The 21,876-nt window shown below is 71.8% G+C and carries 21 protein-coding genes; 6 read left to right on the forward strand and 15 right to left on the reverse strand.

Annotation, left to right across the window (positions count from 1 at the left end; all coding sequences use genetic code 11):
• Window positions 1-67: 67 nt before the first annotated feature.
• The 13 genes from MIAR_RS13185 to MIAR_RS13245 all read right to left on the reverse strand — a co-directional run bounded on the left by MIAR_RS13185 (window position 68) and on the right by MIAR_RS13245 (window position 16,620).
• Window positions 68-991, reverse strand: coding sequence for a DMT family transporter (locus MIAR_RS13185; RefSeq protein WP_285636725.1), 924 nt, complete (start codon window positions 989-991; stop codon window positions 68-70).
• Window positions 988-1,581, reverse strand: a complete 594-nt coding sequence (gene recR / locus MIAR_RS13190; RefSeq protein ID WP_285636729.1) for a recombination mediator RecR — start codon at window positions 1,579-1,581, stop codon at window positions 988-990. The genes MIAR_RS13185 and recR overlap by 4 nt, the downstream gene beginning before the upstream one ends.
• Entirely contained in the window at window positions 1,581-4,277 is a 2,697-nt protein-coding gene (locus MIAR_RS13195) for a DNA polymerase III subunit gamma and tau (RefSeq protein ID WP_285636732.1), read from the reverse strand. Before MIAR_RS13195 ends, recR begins: the two co-directional genes overlap by 1 nt.
• 41 nt (window positions 4,278-4,318) lie before the next feature.
• Window positions 4,319-5,383, reverse strand: coding sequence for a DUF2207 domain-containing protein (locus MIAR_RS13200; protein ID WP_285636735.1), 1,065 nt, complete (start codon window positions 5,381-5,383; stop codon window positions 4,319-4,321).
• A 2-nt stretch (window positions 5,384-5,385) separates the two neighbouring features.
• Window positions 5,386-7,878, reverse strand: a complete 2,493-nt coding sequence (locus MIAR_RS13205) for a glycoside hydrolase family 65 protein (RefSeq protein WP_285636738.1) — start codon at window positions 7,876-7,878, stop codon at window positions 5,386-5,388.
• A gap of 34 nt (window positions 7,879-7,912) precedes the next feature.
• Complete coding sequence (locus MIAR_RS13210) at window positions 7,913-8,668, reverse strand: HAD family hydrolase (protein ID WP_285638519.1); 756 nt, start codon at window positions 8,666-8,668, stop codon at window positions 7,913-7,915.
• A 380-nt stretch (window positions 8,669-9,048) separates the two neighbouring features.
• Entirely contained in the window at window positions 9,049-10,083 is a 1,035-nt protein-coding gene (gene moaA, locus MIAR_RS13215; protein ID WP_285636740.1) for a GTP 3',8-cyclase MoaA, read from the reverse strand.
• Window positions 10,084-10,132: 49 nt separating this feature from the next.
• Window positions 10,133-12,433, reverse strand: coding sequence for an FdhF/YdeP family oxidoreductase (locus MIAR_RS13220; RefSeq protein ID WP_285636742.1), 2,301 nt, complete (start codon window positions 12,431-12,433; stop codon window positions 10,133-10,135).
• An 84-nt stretch (window positions 12,434-12,517) separates the two neighbouring features.
• Window positions 12,518-13,432, reverse strand: a complete 915-nt coding sequence (gene fdhD / locus MIAR_RS13225; RefSeq protein ID WP_285636744.1) for a formate dehydrogenase accessory sulfurtransferase FdhD — start codon at window positions 13,430-13,432, stop codon at window positions 12,518-12,520.
• Window positions 13,433-13,610: 178 nt separating this feature from the next.
• Window positions 13,611-14,522 carry an ABC transporter ATP-binding protein gene (locus MIAR_RS13230; RefSeq protein WP_285636747.1) on the reverse strand — a complete coding sequence of 304 codons (912 nt, stop codon included), beginning with the start codon at window positions 14,520-14,522 and terminating at the stop codon, window positions 13,611-13,613.
• A complete protein-coding gene (modB, locus tag MIAR_RS13235) occupies window positions 14,519-15,349 on the reverse strand; it encodes a molybdate ABC transporter permease subunit (RefSeq protein WP_285636750.1) in 831 nt (276 codons plus the stop codon). Before modB ends, MIAR_RS13230 begins: the two co-directional genes overlap by 4 nt.
• A complete protein-coding gene (gene modA, locus MIAR_RS13240) occupies window positions 15,349-16,200 on the reverse strand; it encodes a molybdate ABC transporter substrate-binding protein (protein WP_285636753.1) in 852 nt (283 codons plus the stop codon). The genes modB and modA overlap by 1 nt, the downstream gene beginning before the upstream one ends.
• Window positions 16,201-16,227: 27 nt before the next feature.
• Window positions 16,228-16,620, reverse strand: a complete 393-nt coding sequence (locus tag MIAR_RS13245; protein WP_285636756.1) for a TOBE domain-containing protein — start codon at window positions 16,618-16,620, stop codon at window positions 16,228-16,230.
• 96 nt (window positions 16,621-16,716) lie between these two features.
• Here MIAR_RS13245 and MIAR_RS13250 point away from each other — a divergent pair, with 96 nt between their 5' ends.
• The 6 genes from MIAR_RS13250 to MIAR_RS13275 are packed head-to-tail and all read left to right on the forward strand — an operon-like array spanning window position 16,717 to window position 20,682.
• Complete coding sequence (locus tag MIAR_RS13250) at window positions 16,717-17,802, forward strand: ThiF family adenylyltransferase (RefSeq protein WP_285636759.1); 1,086 nt, start codon at window positions 16,717-16,719, stop codon at window positions 17,800-17,802.
• Complete coding sequence (locus tag MIAR_RS13255) at window positions 17,799-19,019, forward strand: molybdopterin molybdotransferase MoeA (RefSeq protein ID WP_285636762.1); 1,221 nt, start codon at window positions 17,799-17,801, stop codon at window positions 19,017-19,019. Before MIAR_RS13250 ends, MIAR_RS13255 begins: the two co-directional genes overlap by 4 nt.
• The gene (gene moaC, locus MIAR_RS13260; protein ID WP_285636765.1) at window positions 19,016-19,495 is read left to right on the forward strand and encodes a cyclic pyranopterin monophosphate synthase MoaC; all 480 of its coding nucleotides are present in this window, start codon (window positions 19,016-19,018) and stop codon (window positions 19,493-19,495) included. Before MIAR_RS13255 ends, moaC begins: the two co-directional genes overlap by 4 nt.
• A 2-nt stretch (window positions 19,496-19,497) precedes the next feature.
• Window positions 19,498-20,190, forward strand: coding sequence for a molybdenum cofactor guanylyltransferase (gene mobA, locus MIAR_RS13265; protein ID WP_285636768.1), 693 nt, complete (start codon window positions 19,498-19,500; stop codon window positions 20,188-20,190).
• On the forward strand, window positions 20,187-20,447 hold the full coding sequence (locus MIAR_RS13270) for a DUF6457 domain-containing protein (protein WP_285636771.1): 261 nt from the start codon (window positions 20,187-20,189) through the stop codon (window positions 20,445-20,447). The genes mobA and MIAR_RS13270 overlap by 4 nt, the downstream gene beginning before the upstream one ends.
• 1 nt (window position 20,448) lies before the next feature.
• Entirely contained in the window at window positions 20,449-20,682 is a 234-nt protein-coding gene (locus MIAR_RS13275) for a MoaD/ThiS family protein (protein ID WP_285636775.1), read from the forward strand.
• A 150-nt stretch (window positions 20,683-20,832) separates the two neighbouring features.
• Here the strand turns inward: MIAR_RS13275 and MIAR_RS13280 are convergent, their stop codons facing one another.
• Both MIAR_RS13280 and MIAR_RS13285 read right to left on the reverse strand, forming a co-directional pair.
• Window positions 20,833-21,258: a molybdenum cofactor biosynthesis protein MoaE gene (locus MIAR_RS13280; protein ID WP_285636778.1), complete on the reverse strand. Its 426-nt coding sequence runs from the start codon at window positions 21,256-21,258 to the stop codon at window positions 20,833-20,835.
• On the reverse strand, window positions 21,255-21,734 hold the full coding sequence (locus MIAR_RS13285; RefSeq protein WP_285636781.1) for a MogA/MoaB family molybdenum cofactor biosynthesis protein: 480 nt from the start codon (window positions 21,732-21,734) through the stop codon (window positions 21,255-21,257). The genes MIAR_RS13280 and MIAR_RS13285 overlap by 4 nt, the downstream gene beginning before the upstream one ends.
• Window positions 21,735-21,876: the final 142 nt, after the last annotated feature.

Here is a 21,876-nt window from a genome sequence, read left to right on the forward strand (position 1 = left end):
GGCGGAACCGCCCAGGATCATTGTACGGATCGGCTCCATGCCGTCCCGCGCATGTGACGGCGGTCCGTTACTCGACGGCTGCAGGCGCCGCCTCGGATGCCCGGGGCTTCAGCCTCCCGCCGGTCGCGGCGAACCAGCATCCGATCAGGATGATCGGGAAGCCGATCAGCAGACCGGGAGTGATCGGTTCCGCGACGAGGACCGTGCCGAGCACGATCGCGACGATCGGGTTGATGTAGGTGAACAGCGGGGCGCGCACCGGCCCGACCTCGCGGATCAGCGCGAAGAAGGCGACGAACGCGAGCGCCGTGCAGATCACTCCGAGGAGCAGCAGTGATCCCGCGGAGCGCACGGTCGGCGGCTCGTGCGGGGTCAGCAGCGCCGCCGGCAGGTACGCCAGTCCGATCGCGAACAGCGCCAGCGTGATCGTGCCGATCGAGGGGACGTCGGAGAGCTTGTAGGCGATGACGAACGGTGCGATCGCGTACATCACGGCGGTGAGCAGGATCTCGCCGATCGCGATCATGCTGGCCGGCTCGTGCGGGAACAGACCGGGCCCGGCGACGACCACCACCACGCCGGCGAACCCGACGAGCAGACCGCCCAGCCGGATCGGCGCGAGCGCGGACCTGTCGCCGCGCAGCAGGGCGATGATCACCGCGAACAGCGGCACCGTCGCCACCAGGAGCCCGGTGAGCCCCGAAGGCAGCTGCGTCTCGGCATGGCTGAGGAGCAGGAAGGGCCCGCCCATCTCCAGCAGACCGAACACGAGCACCCACGGCCAGTGCTTCCAGGCCGCCTTCAGTGCGCCGCTGCGGATCGCGAACGGCAGCAGCACGAGTCCACCCAGCAGCGTGCGTCCGGCGACCACCGCCGGCGGCCCGAAGGTGTCGACCGCCTCCTTGATGAACAGGTACGTGATGCCCCACACGAACGCCATGACGGCGAACAGGATCCAGCCCTTCCGGGTGAATCCCGCCTGCGCGTTCACAGGCGGCGACGGCCCTCGAAGGCCCGTCCCAGCGTCACCTCGTCCGCATACTCCAGGTCGCCGCCGACGGGCAGGCCGGATGCCAGCCGCGAGACGGTGATCTCCATGCTGGTCAGCAGCCGGCTGAGGTAGCTGGCCGTGGCCTCGCCCTCGAGGTTGGGGTTCGTGGCGAGGATGACCTCCTGCACGGTGCCGTCGGCGAGACGGGTCATCAGCTGGGCGATGCGCAGGTCGTCGGGGCCGACGCCCGCGATGGGGCTGATCGCGCCGCCGAGCACGTGGTACAGACCGCGGAACTCGCGGGTGCGCTCGATGGCCGCGACATCCTTGGCGTCCTCGACCACGCAGATCAGTTCGGCGTTGCGGCGCGGATCGCGGCAGATCGCACAGCGATCCTGCTCGGACACGTTGCCGCACACCTCGCAGAACCGCACGCGGGCGCGCACCTCGGTGAGCAGCTCCGACAGGCGCGCGACGTCGAAGGACGGGGTCTGCAGAATGTGGAACGCGATGCGCTGCGCGGACTTCGGGCCGATGCCGGGGAGCCGGCCGAACTCGTCGATCAGCTCCTGGACGATGCCGTCGTACATCAGTTGAACCTCGTCGGGGGCTGATAGGGCTCTTCACGCAGGAATCTGGCTCCGAGCACCTGGCGGATCACGGCCTCTCCCCGTCGCTCGACGCCGCCGGCGGCGGGCGCGACGCGGGAGACGACCGGCGCGGACGCACGGGACTCGGCTGCAGACGGCGCCGGCGCGGCCTGCGAGGGTGCGGCGGGCGGGGCCGGGGCGGCCTGCGCGGGTGCGGACATCGCACGTGCCGGTGCCGACGATCCGCGACCGTAGGAGGCGGATGCCCTCGGATCGTCCTGCGGACCGTCGTAGGCGGGGTCGTAGGGGGGCTCGTCGTCGAACGGAGGCGCATCGTCGAACGGTGGGTAGTCCACCTCGGGCGGGGAGTCGATCGCGCCGTCGACCGGAGGCTGCGGGGCGGATACCGATGCCTCGGCGTCGGCCGGCTCCTCATCCACCGGGAACTGCTGCTGCACGACGGACACCGGTGCCGAGGGCGCCGGTGCGGTGAGCACGGCGCCCGCGGGCGCCTCGGGCGCGGAGGTCGGGATCGGCGCGACGGCCCACTCCGTCACCGCGGCGGCCGCAGAACGGGACGACGCGGATGCCGCGGGCGCACGGCCGCCGGATGCAGCGGGGGAACCGCCGCCGGACGCACCGCCGCTGCGCACGGAGTCGCCGATCGACTCGGGCGCGCTCATCGGGTTGGCCCAGCCGGCCGCGGGTGCATCGTCGCCGGCAACCGGCTGCGGAGGAGCGGGCGCGGGCGGCGCAGGCCGGGGAGCGGACCCGCCGCCGGACGGCGGCAGCGGAGCGGGAAGGTACTTCACGGTGACGCCGAGCTCCTGCTCGATGGCCGTGCGCAGGTGGTCGGACGGCCCCTGCCCGGGTTTGGTGCCCTTGAACTTCGGCACATCGGCGGGGCTCGCGAATCCGAGCGTCAGCACACCGCTGTCGGGATCGTAGGCGAGCGGCTGAGTGCCGGTGGCCACCAGCCAGGACGAGCGGCTCGCCGTCGCGAGACGGTCCAGCACTGCTGACCACGTGGCGGCGATGCGGTCGAACGTGACCGGGCCGGTCGGGACGGCGGTCGCAGGCTCGGCGTCCGACCGCACAGGCTCCGAAGCCGACGTCGGATCGGCGCCGTCCGCCGATGCAGCGGTGCCGCTCGCGGCCGGCTCGTCGCCGGCGTGCTCGCCCGATCCGGGCGATGGAGTCGCTGATCCCGCGGTCGCATCCGCCTCGGACTCGGCAGTCCCGGCGGTTCCCGCCGTCGCAGCGGTTCCGTCGGACGGAGCATCCGCAGCCGTCGACGAGACAGGCTCGGCGGAATTCGACGTCGCGGCGGCGGATCCGGATGCCGGCGTCGCCGCTGCGGGCGCGGACGGAGCAGCGGGAGCGGACGAAGCAGCGCCGGATGCGGCAGCACCCGAAGTGGCCGGAGCAGAACCGTTCTGAGCCGACGGGGAGGTGGCCGACGGTGACAGAGCGGAACCCGCCGCCCCCGTGCCCGAGGCGGAACCGGCACGGGCCGGCGCGGGCGCAGCGGCGGCGGGCGCCACAGCCCGAGGCGCGGTCGACTGCACCGACGCCGCCTGGCCCGAGGCATCCGCGGGCGCACCGGCCAGCACGCGAGCGACCAGCAGCTCCAGGTGCAGGCGCGGCGAGGTCGCACCGGTCATGTCATCGAGCGCCTGGCTCACCAGGTCGGCGGTGCGCGAAAGACGTGCGGGGCCGAAGCTCGCGGCCTGCGCGATCATCCGCTCCATCTCGTCGGCGGGCAGCCCGCGCAGCACGGCCGAGGCGCCGTCGCCGACCGCCGCGATGACGATCAGGTCGCGCAGCCGCTCGAGGAGGTCGTCGACGAAGCGACGCGGGTCCTGGCCGGTCTGCACGACGCGGTCCACCGCGGGGAAAGCCGCAGCCGCATCGCCCGCGGCGAGCGCCTCGACGATCTCGTCGAGCAGGGCTGCGTGGGTGTAGCCGAGCAGCGCGACCGCGCGTTCGTAGGTCACGTTGCCCCCGTCGGATCCCGCGATCAGCTGGTCCAGCAGCGAGAGGGTGTCACGCGGCGAGCCGCCGCCGGCGCGGACGACCAGCCCGAGCACGCCCGGCTCGACCTGCACACCCTCCTCGACGCACAGCTTCTCGACGTACTCGATCATCGCCGCAGGGGGCACGAGCCGGAACGGGTAGTGGTGCGTGCGGGAGCGGATGGTACCGAGCACCTTCTCGGGCTCGGTGGTCGCGAAGATGAACTTCACGTGCGCGGGCGGCTCCTCGACCAGCTTCAGCAGGGCGTTGAATCCCTGCGGCGTGACCATGTGCGCCTCGTCGAGGATGAAGATCTTGTACCGGTCGCGGCTGGGCGCGAAGGTGGCCCGCTCGCGCAGGTCGCGGGCGTCGTCGACGCCGTTGTGGCTGGCCGCGTCGATCTCGACGACATCCAGCGAGCCGCCGCCGTTGCGGGACAGCTCCACGCAGCTCGGGCACACGCCGCACGGGGTGTCGGTGGGGCCCTCGGCGCAGTTCAGGCAGCGCGCGAGGATGCGCGCCGACGTGGTCTTGCCGCAGCCGCGCGGACCGGAGAACAGGTAGGCGTGCCCCACCCGGTCGCCGCGCAGTGCGGTCATGAGCGGGTCGGTCACCTGGGACTGCCCGATCATCTCCGCGAAGGTCTCGGGCCGGTAGCGGCGGTAGAGGGCTGTCGTCACCCACCCAGCCTACGGCGTGCCTGGGACACGCGCTCGGCCGCTCACGCGTCCAGCAGGCCCCCGGCCAGCTCCGCCACGCCGCCGAACGCGTCGCCCAGGTCGACCACCGCTCCGACCAGCTGCACCGCGTCGCCGATCAGCTCGATCACCTGCAGCACCAGCGCGGTCGCCTCGAGCACGTCGCCGACGCCCTCCACCGCGGGCAGCCCATCGGACTGCACCCGCACGAGCTGCGCCCAGGAGCGCTCCATGCCGAACAGCACGGCATACGGAAGCAGCCGCTCGTTGAGCAGGAACCGCTGCAGGCGCTGCGCTGCGGCATCCGCCGACACGTCGCCGGAGAGCAGCGCGCCCTCCGTCGACTGCAGGAACCGCAGAGGCTCGGCCTCGGCGAGCGCCATGTACTCGCGCAGGCCGGCGAGGTGCGCCCGCGCGGGGTCGGATGCGGGCAGGAACGTCCGCCACGCCCGCGGCACGACGACCAGCGCGGCCAGGCACACCAGCATCCCGCACCCCAGCAGGATGGACGCCGCCAGCGGCCCCTCGGCCAGCGCAGCGATCAGCAGGAAGCCGTTCCACAGCAGCAGGATCACTGCGGCGGCGCGCAGCAGCGCGACGGGCCAGTGCCGTCGGCCGGGCCGGATCATTCCGGCAGCCTGCAGCCGCTCCCGCGCACCGTCGAGCACGGTCCTCACCCGGTGCGCGAGCGCGCGTCCGCTCGACGAGAGCCGCCGCACCCGCTCCCGGCCGGCGCCGTCGCCCAGCACGGCCTCCAGCACCTTCAGCTCATCGGCGCTGAACTCCGCGCCCTCGACGATCTCGACGCCGACTGGTGTGCGCCGGCGTGCGCGCCGACCGATGCCATCAGGCTCCTCCGCGAGCAGCCGGATCCGCCTGCCCACCGCCATGTCGACGAGCATCGCGGCGGCCGCCCTGTCGTCAGCATCCAGCAGCAGGGCGTCGTCGAGCACCTCCGCGCCCGCGAGGGGCGCGAACTGCGGGCCCGGCGACGCCGGTGCCCGGTTCGACGCCACCCGCGCGAGGATCGCGAGGACCAGCGCGATGAGTGCCGGGATCAATCCCAGCACGATGACGGCTACCGTCATGCCTAGTCCTCGAACACCCCGATGACCGGAATCGACGTGGTGGTCACGGGCACGGTCGGCTGCATGAGCGTGCCGTCGTCGCGCCGGGCATCCTCGAACTGGCGCAGCGTCGGGCGGCCGGGCCGCACGGGCCCCTGACCCGCCAGCGCCACCACAGCCGGCTCGGCGACGGATGCCCGGTACGCGACCCCGCGCACGCTGAAGTCCACCGGATCGCCCGAGCGCACCTCGAGCCGCAGCGCCTCGCGCGTCACGGTCACCTGCAGCTGCGAGCCGTGCCACTGCAGCGCGTACGACAGCTCAGGCCAGTCGGCCGGCAGGCGCGGGTCGAAGCTCAGCAGTCCGTCGTGGTCGCGCATGCCGCCGAAGCCGCTGACCAGCGCGGTCCACACGCCGCCGGCGGATGCCACGTGCACGCCGTCCGAGGAGTTGTGGTGCAGGTTCCCCAGGTCGACGAACAGCGCCTGCTCGAAGTACTCGCGCGCCAGATCCTGGTATCCGACCTCCGCCGCCATGATCGACTGCACCACGGCCGACAGGGTCGAGTCGCCGGTGGTCAGCGGGTCGTAGTAGTCGAAGTCGGCGAGCTTCTCCTCGTCGGTGAAGTGGTTGCCCTGCAGGAACAGCGCCAGCACGACGTCCGCCTGCTTGAGCACCTGGAACCGGTAGATCACCAGCGGGTGGTAGTGCAGCAGCAGCGGGCGCTGGTCGGGCGAGGTGCCCTCCAGATCCCACACCTCGCGCTCCAGGAACAGCGAGTCCTGCGGGTGGATGCGCAGCGCCTCGCTGAACGGGATGTGGATCGCCTCGGCCGCCCGGTCCCACGCCTCCCGCTCCCCGGCATCCAGACCGGTGCGCTCCACCAGCGCGGCGTAGGCCGCCGGGTCCTGCTCGGCCATCTCGCGCACCACGCGCGCCGCCAGCCGCAGGTTGTACCGCGCCATCACGTTCGTGAACAGGTTGTCGTTGACGACCGTGGTGTACTCGTCCGGACCGGTGACGCCGTGGATGTGGAACGTCGAGTGGCCGTTGGTGCCGCGCCAGAAGCCCAGCGTCGCCCACAGCCGCGCGGTCTCGACCGCGATGTCGGCGCCCTCCCGGCGCAGGAACTCCTCGTCACCGGTGGCGCGCACGTACTTGCCGAGCGCATAGCTGACGTCGGCGTTGATGTGGTACTGCGCGGTGCCTGCGGCGTAGTACGCCGACGCCTCCTCGCCGTTGATCGTGCGCCACGGGAACAGAGCGCCCGCCTCGTTGAGCTGGGCGGCACGGCGTCGGGCGGCGGGCAGCATGAGCACCCGGGCGCGCAGCGCGTTCTTCGCCCACTGCGGCGAGGTGTAGGTGAGGAACGGCAGGACGTAGATCTCGGTGTCCCAGAAGTAGTGGCCGCTGTAGCCCGAGCCGGTCAGGCCCTTCGCCGGGACACCGGTGCCGTCGGCACGGGACGCCGCCTGCGCGAGCTGGAAGAGGCACCACCGGGTGGCCTGCTGCAGGTCGTCGTGGCCGGCGATGCGCACGTCGGAGCGCTCCCAGAACGCGGCGAGCCACGCCTCCTGGGCCCGGAACAGGGCGTCGACGCCCTCCACGCCCACGCGGTCCAGCGAACGGCGGCAGCGGTCGACGAGCTCACGCGGCGGCACGCCCCGCGAGCTGTGGTAGCTGACGATCTTGCTGATCCGGATCGGCACGCCGGCCTTCGCCTGCACGCGGAACACGTTCTTGGCGATGTCCGGCTCGATGAGCGTGCGGGCGCTGTAGTCGTTCTCGGTCTCGATGACGTGATCGGCCACGACCGCGACGCTCATGCCCGAGTCGGTCACCCGGTACGACAGCGCGGAGCGCAGTCCGTCCTGCCAGTACTCCACCGGCTGCAGCACGCGCTCGGTGATCTTCTCCGCCTTGCGCGGGTCGAAGCCCGCCTTGCCCTCGGACTTCGACGCCATCGGGTCGCCGGCGTAGATGCCCGCGCCGTCCTGGCGGTTCAGCAGCTGGCAGCTGATCGTGACCGGGGCGTCGGCGTTCTCCACGACGACCTCGAGGCGCAGCACCGCCAGGTGCCGCTCGTCGAAGCTGACGATCCGCTCGTCGTGCATGCGCACGCGCTTGCCCGACGGCGTCACCCACACCACGGTGCGCGACAGCACGCCGGTGCGCATGTCGAGCACCCGGGAGTACTCGTGGATCTCCGTCTCGTCGAAGGACAGCGGCTCGTCGTCGATGTAGACGCGCATCACCTTGGCATCCGGCGCGTTGACGATCGTCTGCCCCACCTCGGCGAACCCGTACGCCTGCTCGGCGTGGCGGATCGGCCACGTCTCGTGCAGACCGTTGATGAACGTGCCGTGCTCGTGCGCGCCGCGTCCCTCGATGTGGTTGCCGCGCAGGCCGAGGTAGCCGTTGCCGACCGAGAAGAGCGTCTCGGACACGCCGTCGTCGTCGTAGCGGGTCTCGATCAGGCGCCAGGGGTCCACGGGGTGGCGTTCGCGGTCGATCATGCGTTCTCCGAAGGGATTCTGAAGGGTGAGGGGCTCAGCGCGGGTCGCGCCCGGGTTCAGGACCGGAGAGCAGACGCGCAAGATCATCGACGATACAGGTGGCACCGGCCTCGCGCAGCGCGTCGGCGCCCGCGCCGCGGTCGACCCCGACGACGGTCGCGTAACCGGCGGATGCAGCGGATGCCACGCCGGAGACCGCATCCTCCACGGCGATCGCCTCGGAGGGGTCGACGCCCAGCATCCGTGCGCCCTCGCGGAACATGTCGGGGGCGGGCTTGGACGCGAGGTGCTCGTGCTCGGCCACCACGCCGTCGACGACGATGCGGAAGAAGTCGCGGATGCCGGCGGATGCCAGCACCTCGGGCGCGTTCTTCGAACTGGAGACCACGCCCATCGGGACCTCGGCGGCGCGGAGCTGCTCCAGCAGTGCGAGCGAACCCGGGTACGGCGCGATGCCTTCGCTGCGCAGCGCGGCGGCGAACGCGGCGTTCTTGCGGTTTCCGACGCCGCAGATCGTCTCCGCCTCGGGCGGGTCGGTGACCTCGCCCCACGGGATCTCGACGTTGCGGCTGCGCAGCAGGCTTGCCACGCCGTCGTAGCGCTTCTTGCCGTCGACGTACGCGAAGTAGTCGGCGTCCGTGTACGGCTCGGTGACGCCCCAGCGGGTCAGCACCTCGTCGAACACGGCCTGCCATGCGCGCATGTGCACTTCGGCGGTCGGCGTGAGCACGCCGTCCAGGTCGAACAGCACTCCCGCAGCGCGGCGCAGGTCGGGCAGGTCTTCGGACACGATGGGACTCCTGGGGACGGTGCAGTTGTCGGGCACGGGTGCTTCGGCGGCCATGGCGCTCGGATCCGGTGTGGCGCTCCCCTCAAGCGTAGCGAGAACCACCCGCGGGGTCTCCCCCATCACCGGACCCTTTTCGGCGCAGATCCGCAGGATCGCCGCGACCGCGGCATCCGTGTCGGCGAGGGACTGCTCCGTGCGGTGCCGGATGCTGAGCACCGTAGGCGCCGGCTCCCCCGGACGCACCGGCGGACGCACGGTGTGGACGATGTGCGCGAGCGCTCCGCCGATCCCGTCGACCGTGCCGTGCGCGAGCTCGGCCCCGTCGTCCTGCACGCGGTACGTCAGCGCGTCACCGCGCCGGTCGATCATCAGCTCCGCGCTCATCCGCCGATGTACGACATCTCGATGCGCTCCGCAGCGGTGTCCGCGGAGCGCATCTCCGAGTAGCGGTCGTCGCGTGCGCCCCAGATCCGCGCCAGGGCGGCCTCCAGCTCGGCATCCGAGCTTCCGCCGCGCAGCAGCGCGCGCAGATCGTGCCCGCCGGAGGCGAACAGGCAGGTGAACAGCTTGCCGTCGGCCGAGATGCGCGCCCGGCTGCAGGTGCCGCAGAACGGCGCCGTGACGCTGGAGATCGCGCCGATCTCCCCCGCCCCGTCGAGGTAGCGCCAGCGCGTCGCCGTCTCGCCGTGGTAGGCGGGCTGCAGCGGTTCGAGCGGATGCACGGCGCCGATCCGCTCGATGATCTCGGCCGAGGACACCACCTGGTCGAGGTTCCAGCCGTTTGTGGTTCCCACGTCCATGAACTCGATGAAGCGCACGGTGACACCCGTGCCGCGGAAGCGCTCGGCGATGCGGAGCACGTCGTCCTCGTTCACGCCGCGCTTGACCACCGTGTTGACCTTGATGGCGTCGAAGCCGACCTCCTCTGCCGCGCGAATGCCGTCGAGCACCCGCGCCAGCGGGAAGTCGATGTCGTTCATGGCACGGAAGGTCGCGTCGTCGAGGGAGTCCAGCGAGACCGTCACGCGATTCAGGCCCGCATCCCGCAGCGCCTGCGCCTTGTGCGCGAGAGCCGAGCCGTTGGTGGTCAGCGCGATGTCGAGGCGCTCCCCCTCGCGCGTGCGCAGTTCGGCCAGCATCGCGATCAGCGTCTCGATGTCGCGGCGCAGCAGCGGCTCGCCGCCCGTCAGCCGCAGCTTGTGCACGCCGTGTGCGACGCCCGCCCGGGCGACGCGCACGATCTCCTCGAAGCTCAGCAGCATGGTGTGCGGCAGGAAGTCGTGGTCGCGGCCGAAGACCTCCTTGGGCATGCAGTACACACAGCGGAAGTTGCAGCGGTCGGTGACCGAGATGCGCAGGTCGCGCAGCATCCGCCCGCGGGTGTCCCGCAGGCGTGATCCGAGCTGCAGTGCCATGTCCTCCACCGTAGTCGTCGTGTCCGTGCCGGCGGCCGGATCGGACCGCTCAGCGGGTGACCGGCTCCAGCCGGACGACCACGCCCTTCGAGGCGGGCGTGTTGCTGCCGAACGCCGTCAGGCCCAGCGGCACCAGCGGGTTCCCCTCCGGGAAGTACGTCGCGGCGCATCCGCGCGATGTGGGATAGGAGACGGCCTTGAACTCATGCACGACCCGGTCGACGCCGTCCTCGTACTCGCTGTGCACGTCCACGATCTGGCCGTCGGCGATGCCGAGCTCCCTGAGGTCGTCGGGGTTCACGAAGATCACACGGCGGCTCTTCCGGATGCCTCGGTAGCGATCGTCGAGACCGTAGATCGTCGTGTTGAACTGGTCGTGCGCGCGCATCGACTGCAGCAGGAGTCGGCCCGGAGGGCACTCCAGGTACTCCAGTTCGTTCACGGTGACCATCGCCTTGCCGGTCGCCGTCGGGAACGTCCGGGAGTCGCGCGGCCCGTGCGGGAGGATGAACCCGTGCTCCTCGCGCAGGCGCGCGTTGAAGTCGTCGAACCCGGGGACGACGTGCTCGATGTGCTCCCGGATCCGGTCGTAGTCCTTCTCGAACCCGGCCCAGTCGATCGGGCCGTCATCGCCCCACAGCGCCCGCGCGATGCCGACGACCACCGACACCTCCGACTTGAGCTGATCGGAGATCGGTTCGACCTTGCCCCGCGTGGCGTGGATCGCGCACACCGAGTCCTCCACCGACAACGACTGCTCGCCGGCCTCCTGCCGGTCGATCTCGGTGCGTCCGAGCACCGGCAGGATGATCGCCTCGTCCCCGACGGTGAGGTGGTTGCGGTTGAGCTTGGTGGAGACCTGCACGTTCAGCCCGACGTTGCGGAAGCCCTCCTCGGCGGCGTGCGTGTCCGAGACGGCCGCGACCATGTTGCCGCCCATCGCCATCCACACCCTGGTCCTGCCCTCGCGCATCGCCTGCACCGATTTGACCACGTCGTAGCCGTGCTCGCGCGGGACCGTGATGCCGAACTCCCGGTCCAGGGCCGCGAGGAAGCTCTCCGGCATCTGCTCCCAGATGCCCATGGTCCGGTCGCCCTGCACATTGCTGTGGCCGCGGATCGGCGAGGCGCCGGCGCCCGGCTTGCCGATGTTCCCGCGCAGGAGCAGCAGGTTCATGACCTCCTTCAGGATCTTCACCGCATCCCGATGCTGCGTGAGCCCCATCGCCCAGGTGATGATGACCCGCTCGGAGTTCAGGTAGCGGTCGGCGAGCTCGTCGATCTCGGCCTGGGAGAGGCCGGTGGCCTGCAGCACCCTGTCCTCGTCGAGCGTCCTGACGTGCTCACGGAACTCCTCCAGTCCCTGGCAGTGCTCGTCGAGGAAGGCGTGATCGAGCACGGTCCCCGGTGCCGCGTCCTCCGCTTCGAGGACCTTCTTCGAGACGGCTTTCATCAGCCAGCCGTCGCCGCCCGACCGGATGAGCAGGTACTGGTCGGCCAGACCCGTGCCGCGGCCGATGATGCCGCGCACCCGCTGCGGGTTCTTGTAGCGGGTCAGCCCCGCCTCGTGCAGCGTGTTGACGGCGACGATCTTCGCCCCGTTGTCCTTGGCCTCCTCCAGCGCGGTGAGCATGCGCGGATGATTGGTGCCGGGGTTCTGGCCCATCACGATGATGAGGTCGGCCTTGCCGAAGTCGTCATAGGAGATCGTGCTCTTGCCGATACCGATCACCTCGCCCAGCGCCGTGCCGGTGGACTCGTGGCACATGTTCGAGCAGTCCGGGAGGTTGTTGGTGCCGAGGGTGCGCGCCATCAACTGGTAGATGAAGGCGGTCTCGTTCGCGGTGCGGCCGCTCGTGTAGAACGTCGCCTCGTCGGGCGAGTCCATCGCCTTCAGGCGGTCGGCGATGAGCGTGAACGCCTCATCCCAGGAGATCGGCCGGTAGTTATCCTCGCCCTGGGGCTTGTAGACGGGTTCGACCAGACGACCCTGCATGCCCAGCCAGTACTCCGACTTGGTGAGCAGGCTGCTGATGGAGTTCTGCGCCCAGAACGCCGTGGGGATCGTGACGGGCGCGGCCTCCCAGGTGACGGCCTTCGCGCCGTTCTCGCAGAACTCGAACGTCTTGCGGTGGTCGGGATCGGCCCACGCGCAGCTCATGCAGTCGAAGCCGTCCTTCTGGTTCATGTCCGTGAGCAGGGTCAGTGCGCGCCGCACGCCCATCTCCCTGATGCCGGGCACCATCGAGTGCAGCACTCCCGGCACGCCCGCGGCCCATTCCTTCGGCGGTCCGACCTCCGCGTCCCTCGCGTCGTCACTGATGTCCTGGATCGGGGCCTTCGCCGCCATCACGTGCTCCTTCGCCTGGGTCTCTCTCCGGGGTACCAGCCGCATGCCGCCCATGCAAGGGCCTGAGGTGCTTTCGCGGTCCGGTCACACGGGCGCGGGCACTGCCTCGCGCACGCGCTCGGGACGCGAGTAGACGTTCATGCTCGCGCCGCGCACGAAGCCGACCAGGGTGAGCCCCGTGGATTCGGCCATCTCGACGGCCAGCGACGACGGCGCCGATACGGCCGACAGCATCGGGATGCCGGCCATGACCGCCTTCTGCACCAGTTCGAAACTCGCCCGCCCCGACACCTGCAGCACGGTGCCGGTCAGCGGCAGGCGTCCGTTCAGCACCGCCCATCCGACCACCTTGTCGACCGCGTTGTGCCGGCCGACGTCCTCCCGCACCACCAGGAGTTCGCCGGTCGCGGCGTCGTAGAGGCCCGCCGCGTGCAGTCCGCCGGTCTTCTCGAACACCTCCTGCCGCGAGCGCAGCATGTCCGGCAGCTCGGCGAGGGTCGCGGCATCCACCTCCAGCGGATCCGCGGAGACGTCGAACGCCGAGGTGGTCGCGACCTGCTCGATGGACGCCGCACCGCACACACCGCAGGCGGTGGTCGTGTACGAGTGCCGCGCGCGCGACGGGTCGGGCAGCGGCGTGCCAGGTGCCAGCGTGACGTCCAGGACGTTGTAGGTGTTGCCGCCGTCGGCCGCCGATGCGCCGAGGGCATAGGCGCCCGGCGCTGCGACGGACCCGCCGGTGCCCGGCCCGCCGCAGTGGATCGCGGAGGCGAACTGGTCGTGGTGCCGGATCACGCCCTCCGAGACGAGGAACCCGGCGGCGAGCTCGACGTCATGTCCCGGCGTGCGCATCGTGACCGTGAGCGGTGCGCCGGACACGCGGATCTCCAGGGGCTCCTCGACCGCGAGCGTGTCGAGCCGGCGCACGGCCGCGCCCTCGGCGCCGTCTGTCGCGGCAGTGATGTGAACGACCTTCTTGCGGGTGGTGATCCTGCCCATCGCGTCCTCCCGGGTGTCCGTCCTCGCTGCCCGCCACGGTACTCCCCCCGGGGCGGACCCATGGCTCGGTACGGATGTCGGCAGGCCCGAATCCGGCGTCCTGACCGACATCCGTGTTCTCGACCGACATCCGTACCGAACGGCGGGGGGCGGAGGCGGACGCGGAGGCCGTGGAGGGTCAGGAGGCCGGCGGGCGGATGCTGATCGTCGAGCCGGATGTGACGGGCGAACCGGCCGGGAGGATCAGCTCGACGAGATCGCCGTCGGCGGTGCGGGCGTGAGCGCGGATGCCGTCGGCGCTCGTCTCGGCGCTCTCGACGCGCGCCTGCCATGACCCGTCCGTCCCGGGCAGGGTCGACGCGACCGCGGCGATGAAGGGCGTGGCCGGTTCGCCGAGGACGGCATCGGGTGCGCCCTCGGCGGTGACGCCGCCGTGCTCGAGCACGATCAGCCGGTCGGCGAGCGCGCGCGCATCCGCCGCATCGTGCGTGGCCAGCACGGCGGTGGTCCCGGTGGCGGCGAGCTCGTCGCGCAGCAGGGAGCGGATGCCGTCGGCGGTGGCGGGATCGAGCGAGGTCAGCGGCTCGTCGAGCAGCAGCACGCGCGGCGACACCGCCAGCGCCCGCGCGAGCGCGACGCGCTGCTGCTGTCCGCCCGACAGCCGCGCCGGGCGCCGGGCGCCGAAGCCCGGCAGGCCGACCCGCTCGAGCCAGGCGTCGGCGCGCATTCCGGCATCCGCTCTGCGCACCCCGTGCGCACGCATCCCGAAGGCGATGTTGTCGCGCGCGCTCAGGTGCGGGAACAGCCGCGCCCGCTGTCCGAGCAGGATCACGCCGCGTTCGCGCGGCGGCACGTCGACGCCGGCCGCGTCCTGCACCGTCCTGCCTCCCAGCTGCACGGTTCCCGCCGTCAGGGGTGTGAAGCCGGCGATCGCGCCCAGGAGCGTCGACTTGCCCGCACCCGACGGGCCCATCACGGCGAGGGTCTCCCCTGCGGCCACTCTCAGCTGGGCGTCCAGGGCGAAGCCGCCGCGGTCGACGCGGATGCGGGCGTCCAGCACGGCGTCCCGGCCGGCGGCATCCGCGCTCATCGCAGCTCCTCCGCGACCGCGGTTCCCCCGCCGGGCCGCCAGCCGCGCACCAGCAGCAGCACCGCCACCGACGTGACCAGCAGCATCAGCGACAGCGCGATGGCGCTGCCCTGGCTGACGCCGGCACCGTTGAACGCCGTGTAGATCGCCAGCGGCATGGTCTGCGTCACGCCTGGCGCGTTGCCCGCGAACAGCGCAGTCGCGCCGAACTCGCCGGCCGCCCGCGCGAAGCACAGCACGGTTCCCGACAGCAGTCCCGGGCCTGCCAGTGGCAGGGTGACCCGCCACAGGATCGTCCAGCTCCCGGCCCCCAGGCCGGCCGCCGTGCGCTCGTACTCCACGCCCGATGTGCGGACGGCGCCCTCCAGCGCCAGCACGAGGAACGGGAGCGCGACGAACACCTGAGCGAGCACGACGGCCGGGGTCGTGAATGGCACCTGCCACCCGGTCCAGCCCAGCCAGCCGGATCGGCCGAACAGGAAGAGCAGCGCCAGCCCGCCGACCATCGGGGGCAGCACCAGCGGCACGGTGACGACCGCGCGCAGCACCGCGGCGGTGCGCGGAGCGGCTCGGGCGATGGTCAGTGCCAGCGGGATGCCGATCAGCAGGCAGATCGCCGTGGCGACGAGCCCGGTGACCAGCGACAGCCGCAGCGCGCCGAGCGCCTCGACCGAGGTCACGTCCTGCCACAGCGTTCCCCACTGCACGCGCCCGACGAGGGCGGCGAGAGGCAGCACGAGGAACACGATTCCGAGCGCCGCGGGCACGATCAGCACCCGCGGCGCATGACCGCGGGCGCCGGTCGTCTGCGAGCCGCGTCGAGGCATCACGGCCCGTCGAAGCCGAAGGACGCGAGGATCTTCTGCCCCTGCGTGCCGGTGATGAACGAGACGAACGTCGTCGCGGCATCGGGGTTCGGAGCATCCTTCAACGCCACGATCGGGTAGGCGTTCACGACCTGATCGGCGCCGGCCGGGGTGAACGAGCGGACGTCGGCGGTCGCGGCGGCGGCATCCGTCTTGTAGACGAGCCCGGCGTCAGCCTCGTCGCTGCGCACCTTGGTGAGCACGGCCGTCACGTTCTGCTCCTGACTGACCGGCGTGAGGGTGACCCGCTGGGCGGCGAGCAGCTTCTTCGACGCCGCGCCGCAGGGCACCTCGGGTGCGCAGAGCACCACCTTCACACCGGGCTTGGCGAGATCCGCGAGCGTCTTGATTCCAGCCGGGTTCGCCTTCGGTGTCACGACGACCAGCGTGTTGCGTGCGAAGACCGCAGGGCCCGATGCCAGGCCGGCGCCGGTGACCCTGGCCATGTTCGCCTCGTCGGCGGAGGCGAACACGTCGACCTTCGCGCCGCCGTCGATCTGGGTGGCGAGCGTGCTGGAGCCGTCGTAGGTCGCGGTGACGTGCACGCCGGGGAAGAGCTTCTCGAACTGCGCGATCGCCTGGTCGAAGGCGCCCTTCAAGGACGCCGCTGCCGAGACCGACAGTTCGCCGGTGAGCACATCGGCATCCGCCGGCGACGGCGCGTCCCTCGGCGCGACGCCTCCTCCGGACGCATCCGATCCCCCCGTGCGGCTGCTCGTGGGGGTCGTGTCGGGCGATGCCGTGGACGCGCAGCCGCCGAGCAGCAGCGCGACGGCCGCGGTGGCGACGGCGATGATCGGGATGCGGCGCATGGCTCTTCTCCTCACGTGCGTGCGCGGTCAGCGCGGGGTCTCGACGATGACCGTCGTCGCCTTCACCACGGCGACGGCGAGCGATCCGACCTCGAGGCCCAGCTCCCGCACGGCCTCGGCGGTCATCAGCGAGACCACCCGGTGCGGGCCCGCCTGGATCTCGACCTGGGCGGCGACGGTGTCCATCACGACGTTGGTGACCAGGCCGGTGAAGCGGTTGCGTGCGCTGGAGCGCACGCCCGTGGCGTCCTCCGCCGACTTCGCCAGGGCGATCGCGTGCCGGGCGAGCGCCTCGCCGGGTATATCGGCCGGACTGGCGTCGGTGACCGGCAGCACGCCCTGGTCGACCCAGCGGCGCACCGTGTCGTCACTGACCCCGAGCAGGTCCGCGGCGAGTGCGATCTTGTAGCTTGCGGACATGTCCGCAGACTATCACCGCATGTGCGGATGAAAGCAGGCTTCTTGTCCGCAGAAGCGGAGTCCATCCGGGTCGAGGCGAGGTCTACCCTGGAGGTCATGTCCCTCCCCCCGCTGGTCGAACCCGTCGATGCGCTCAGCAGCAGGGAGCAGCTGCGCACGGCGCGGCATCAGTGCCTCGCCGCGCTCGGCTCCGACGGGCAGCGCCGCATCGCCGCAGCCAGCGTCGGCGTCATCGGCGCGGGCGGTCTGGGCGCCCCGGTCGTGCTCGCGCTGGCGGCCGCGGGAGTCGGCACCATCGTGGTGTTCGACGACGACGATGTCGAGCTCTCCAACCTGCAGCGCCAGGTCATCCATCGCCTGCAGGACGTCGGGCGACCCAAGACAGACAGCGTGGTGCGCGTGGCCGCCGACCTGTCCGAGACCGAGGTGCGGGTGGTGACCACCCGGCTCACGCACGAGAACGCCGCCGAGCTGATCTCCGGGGTCGACCTGGTGCTCGACGGCACGGACTCCTTCGAGAGCCGCGAGGTCGTGGCCGCCGCCTGCGAGCGGCTGGCCGTGCCGCTCGTATGGGGCACCGTGCAGGAGTTCGCCGGGTTGGTGACGGTGTTCTGGTCGGCGCCTCCCAAGCCTGCGGAGGCGGTGCGCCTGCATGACCTGTACCCGCCCGGGAGCGAGGCGCCGTCGTGCTCGGCCGTAGGTGTCTTCGGTCCGCTGTGCATCCAGGCGGGCTCGATGATGGCATCCGAGGCGCTCAAACTGATCACCGGCATCGGGCGGCCCCTGCTGGGCCGGATCGCGATGATCGACGCGCTCGCGGGCACGGTGCGCGAGGCGCCGCTGCGTGCGTCGCGGGCGACGGCATCCGCTCCGCTGTCCGATGCCGTCGAGGCCGTCGGCGAGGTCGACCACCCGGCCGACGGAGCCGTCGTGATCGACGTGCGCGAGGCCGAGGAGGTCGCCCGCGGGATGCTCCCCGGGGCGCGGCACCTGCCGCTGGCGGCGCTGCTGGAATCGGTCGACTCCGCGGCGGCGGAGCTGGCCGGCAGCGAGGTCGTGGTGGTGTGCCAGGTGGGGGCGCGCGCACGACGTGCCGCTCAGGCTCTGCGCGGCCGGGGAGTGAACGCCGTGGTGCTGCGCGGCGGCATGGACGGATACGAGCGCAGGAGGCAGCCGGCATGACCGCGCAGCTGATCACCGTGGAGGAGCATCGTGCGCGGATCCTCGCGGCCGTGCGTCCGCTCGAAGCCGTGCGGATGCCGCTGCCGGGCGCGCTCGGCCGCATCCTGCGCGAGCCGGTGCGCTCGGCCGTGGACCTGCCCCTGTTCGACAACTCCGCGATGGACGGCTTCGCGGTGCGGTTCGACGACGTGGCGGATGCCGCCGCCGGCGCGCCGGTGGACCTCGAGGTGGTCGCCGACGTGCCGGCCGGCAGCGCCGAGGACCCGTCGTTCGGGCGCGGGCAGGCGGTGCGGATCATGACCGGGGCGCCGGTGCCGAACGACGCCGACGCGATCGTGCCGTTCGAGGACACCGCAGGGGGTCTGGCGGAGTCGCTGGGCCGCATCCGTGTGCTCGCCGCCCCGCACGCCCGCGGTGCGCACATCCGACAGCAGGGCGATGAGTGCCGTGCCGGCGACGTGATCCTGCCCGCCGGCGCCGACCTGGGTGGTCGGCAGCTGGCGGGGATCGCCGCGGCCGGGGTGCACGAGGTCGTCGTCTCGCGCGTGCCGCGCGTCGCGGTGATCTCGACCGGCGACGAGCTGCGCCCACCGGGTGCGCCGCTGGAGCGCGGGCAGATCCCGGAGTCCAACGGCACTCTGCTGGAGGGGCTGTGCCGCGAGAACGGCGCCGAGGTGATCATGACGACCTCAGTCACCGACGATGGCGACGGCCTGCGTGCGGCGCTGGCGGATGCCGCGGCCCTCGGCGCGGATGTCGTGATCACCTCCGGGGGCGTCAGCGAGGGCGCGTACGAGGTGGTCAAGAGCGTCGCCCGGATGCGGTTCGACAAGGTCGCCATGCAGCCGGGCAAGCCGCAGGGGTTCGGCGACGGCCCGGACGACGGCGGACCGCTGCTCTTCGGGCTGCCCGGCAACCCGGTGAGCGTCGCCGTGTCGTTCGAGGTGTTCGTGCGTCCCGCACTGCGGGCGATGCAGGGCGCCGCCGACCTGGACCGACTGATCGTGCGCCTGCCCGCGGTGGAGGCGTGGCGCACCCCTCCCGGCCGCCGCCAGTACCGCCCGGTGCTGGTCACGCGCGACGGGGTGGCGCCGGCGTCGTCCGGCGGGTCGCACCTGGCGGCCAGCCTCGGGCGTGCGGAGGCCTATGCGATCATCCCCACCGACGTCGACCACGTCGGAATCGGCGACGTCGTCGATGTCATGCTGGTGCCATGAGCTTCACGCACCTGGATTCCGCTGGTCACGCCCGCATGGTCGATGTCACCGAGAAGCAGCCGACAGTGCGCTCGGCGACAGCGCGGGGGTTCGTGCACTGCGCCCCGCGTGTCGTGGCGGCGCTGCGGGATGACACCGTGCCGAAGGGCGACGTGCTGGCGGTGGCGCGCATCGCCGGCATCGCCGGGGCGAAGCGCACTCCCGAGCTGCTGCCGCTGGCGCACGTGATCGGCGTGCACGGGGCGGCGGTGGATCTGCGGATCACCGACGAGGGCGTGGAGATCGAGGCGACCGTGCGCACGGCCGACCGCACCGGGGTGGAGATGGAGGCGCTCACGGCCGTGTCGGTCGCCGCGCTCACCGTGGTCGACATGGTGAAGGGGCTCGACAAGGGCACCTCGATCGCGAACGTGCGCATCGTGGCGAAGACCGGTGGCAAGTCCGGCGACTGGCATCGGCCGGACGAGCCCGCCTGATCATGGTCGTGCGGTTCGGTGCGGTGCTGCTGGCCGGCGGTCGCGCCTCGCGCATGGGCGGCATCGACAAACCGGGGCTGCTCGTCGACGGGGTGAGCATGCGCGATCGGGCGATCGCCGCGGTGGTCTCCGTCGGCGCGGATCCGATCGTCGTGGTGGGGCCGGAGCCGGATGCCGTCGTGCCGCCGGCTGACGCCGATGCTTCGCAAGATGCAGAGCATGAGCCGGCAGCTGCTGCGACTGCTTCCGACACGACATCCGCATCCGGCACTGCCCGCGCGGCCGTGAGGTGGGTGCGGGAGGACCCGCCGTTCTCCGGGCCGGCCGCCGCCATCGTGACCGGGCTGGAGGTTCGGGGGGCGGATGCCACGGAGTGGACCTTCCTGCTGGCCTGTGACCTGCCGCATCCGGACGTCGCCGTCGCCCGCCTGGCGGCCGGCATCCCGGCTCTCCCGCCGGAGACGGACGGCGCGTGTCTGGTCGACGAGACCGGGCGGGCGCAGTGGCTCACGGGCGTGTATCGCACGCCGGCGCTGGTGAGTGCGGCATCCGCTCTGCCGGACGGCGGGCGCGACCAGCCGGTGCGGGCGCTGCTCGCCGGGCTGTCCGTGGAGCTCATCCACGACTCGGGCGACGGAGCCCAGGACGTGGACACATGGGACGATTACGAGCAGTTGACGAAGGAGCATCCATGAGCGAGCACCTGCCACCCGAGACGCTGGACAGCTGGGCGGATGCCCTGCGGGAGCGCTTCGATCTGAGCGCCGACGACGTGCCGATCTCGCTGATCCTGGACCTGGCGAAGGACGTCGCGAACGGCGTCGCCCGGCCGGCCGCGCCGTTCAGCGCGTTCGTGGCGGGCCTGGTCGCGGGTCGCCGTGGCGGCTCGCCGGACGACATCCGCGCGGCGGTGGCGGATGTGACGAAGCTCGCCGGCGAATGGCAGGCCTGACGTGGCACGGGTGCGGTTCTTCGCCGCGGCCGAAGAGGCAGTCGGCAGCTCCGAGCTGACCGTGGATGCCGCGACTCTCGCCGCGCTGACTGCAAGCCTGCGCGACGATCACCCGGCTCTCGCGGAGATCCTGCCGCGCTGCTCGGTGCTGGTCGACGGCGCGCGAGTGGACGACTCGTGGACGCTGACCGACGATACGGTGGTCGACGTGCTGCCGCCGTTCGCCGGCGGCTGAGCCCCGCGTCTCCTGAGCGCCCTTCGTCTCCTCGCTGGTGCTCGTCGCTCAGGAACCGCAACCCACCCCGGTCCCTGAGCGCGCGCACACCCCGGTCCCTGAGCGAGCGCGCATGCCCCGGTCCCTGAGCGAGCGCAGCGAGACGAAGGGTCAGCCGCCGAGCCCCTTCCAGACGGTGGCGCCGTCGGCTTCGATCTGCCGCTTCCAGATGGGCAGGCTGTGCTTGATGGCCTCGATCAGCGCGCGGGACACGTCGTACGCGACGCCGCGGTGGCCCGATGCGACCGACACGACGACGGCGGCCTCGCCGACCTCCAGGCGCCCGATGCGGTGGCTGGCAGCGACGATGGCGTCCGTCTCGCCGACGGCGTCGGCGATCAGCGTGCGCAGGGTCTTCTCGGCATCCGGGTGGGCCGAGTACTCCAGTGCGACGACCGGGGTGGCGGCGTCCTCGTCATTGTCGCGGACGCGGCCGACGAAGGTGATCTCGGCGCCCATGCGAGGGTCGTCGACGGCGGCACGGTGGGCGTCGATGTCGAGCGGCTCGGTGCTGATCTGCGCGAGGCGGATGGTCATCGATGGTCCTCCCCTTCGAGCTGCCCGAGCGCGTGGTGCGCGATCTCGAGCACGAGTCGGATGCCGTCGGTGACGGCTGCGGTCGAACCGGGGAGGTTGACGATGAGTGCGTTCCCGGCGACGCCCGCGAGTCCGCGGGAGAGCAGGGCCGCAGGCTTCTCGGCGGCGCCTCGGCGGCGCAGCTCCTCGGCGATGCCCGGCAGCTCGCGGTCGAGCACGCGGGCGGTTCCCTCGGGGGTGCGGTCACGCGGGCCGATGCCGGTGCCGCCGGTGGTGACGATCAGGCGGATGCCGCGCTGCAGCGTCTCGCTCAGTGCGCGCTCGACCTCATCGGCGTCGTCCGGGATGATGATCGCGTCGTCGCAGTCGAAGCCGGCGGCGCGGAGCGCCGCGACGCCGATGGGCCCGGATGCGTCCGCGCGCTCACCGCGGGCGGAGCGGTCCGAGACGGTGATGACTGCGGCTGCCGGCGACATGCCTTCAGCCTAGCGAGGGCCCCTGCTACCGGCGCCTTCCAGCACTCGCGCTGCGCCGAGCATCCCATCGACACTGAAGACCGGAAAGCCCCAGTTCAACTCCGAAAAGCAGTTCAGGATCTCTCTTCCATCCTTCGAACAT

Source organism: Microbacterium arabinogalactanolyticum, from assembly GCF_030268005.1.
GTDB classification, from domain to species: Bacteria; Actinomycetota; Actinomycetes; order Actinomycetales; family Microbacteriaceae; genus Microbacterium; species Microbacterium arabinogalactanolyticum.

Bases quoted from the DNA above. Each gene is read 5' to 3' on its own strand.
- recR (WP_285636729.1), bottom strand. From the start codon at position 1,581: ATGTACGACGGCATCGTCCAGGAGCTGATCGACGAGTTCGGCCGGCTC.
- MIAR_RS13200 (WP_285636735.1), bottom strand. From the start codon at position 5,383: ATGACGGTAGCCGTCATCGTGCTGGGATTGATCCCGGCACTCATCGCG.
- MIAR_RS13205 (WP_285636738.1), bottom strand. From the start codon at position 7,878: ATGATCGACCGCGAACGCCACCCCGTGGACCCCTGGCGCCTGATCGAG.
- moaA (WP_285636740.1), bottom strand. From the start codon at position 10,083: ATGGCACTGCAGCTCGGATCACGCCTGCGGGACACCCGCGGGCGGATG.
- MIAR_RS13220 (WP_285636742.1), bottom strand. From the start codon at position 12,433: ATGGCGGCGAAGGCCCCGATCCAGGACATCAGTGACGACGCGAGGGAC.
- fdhD (WP_285636744.1), bottom strand. From the start codon at position 13,432: ATGGGCAGGATCACCACCCGCAAGAAGGTCGTTCACATCACTGCCGCG.
- MIAR_RS13230 (WP_285636747.1), bottom strand. From the start codon at position 14,522: ATGAGCGCGGATGCCGCCGGCCGGGACGCCGTGCTGGACGCCCGCATC.
- modB (WP_285636750.1), bottom strand. From the start codon at position 15,349: ATGCCTCGACGCGGCTCGCAGACGACCGGCGCCCGCGGTCATGCGCCG.
- modA (WP_285636753.1), bottom strand. From the start codon at position 16,200: ATGCGCCGCATCCCGATCATCGCCGTCGCCACCGCGGCCGTCGCGCTG.
- MIAR_RS13245 (WP_285636756.1), bottom strand. From the start codon at position 16,620: ATGTCCGCAAGCTACAAGATCGCACTCGCCGCGGACCTGCTCGGGGTC.
- MIAR_RS13250 (WP_285636759.1), top strand. From the start codon at position 16,717: ATGTCCCTCCCCCCGCTGGTCGAACCCGTCGATGCGCTCAGCAGCAGG.
- MIAR_RS13255 (WP_285636762.1), top strand. From the start codon at position 17,799: ATGACCGCGCAGCTGATCACCGTGGAGGAGCATCGTGCGCGGATCCTC.
- moaC (WP_285636765.1), top strand. From the start codon at position 19,016: ATGAGCTTCACGCACCTGGATTCCGCTGGTCACGCCCGCATGGTCGAT.
- mobA (WP_285636768.1), top strand. From the start codon at position 19,498: ATGGTCGTGCGGTTCGGTGCGGTGCTGCTGGCCGGCGGTCGCGCCTCG.
- MIAR_RS13270 (WP_285636771.1), top strand. From the start codon at position 20,187: ATGAGCGAGCACCTGCCACCCGAGACGCTGGACAGCTGGGCGGATGCC.
- MIAR_RS13280 (WP_285636778.1), bottom strand. From the start codon at position 21,258: ATGACCATCCGCCTCGCGCAGATCAGCACCGAGCCGCTCGACATCGAC.
- MIAR_RS13285 (WP_285636781.1), bottom strand. From the start codon at position 21,734: ATGTCGCCGGCAGCCGCAGTCATCACCGTCTCGGACCGCTCCGCCCGC.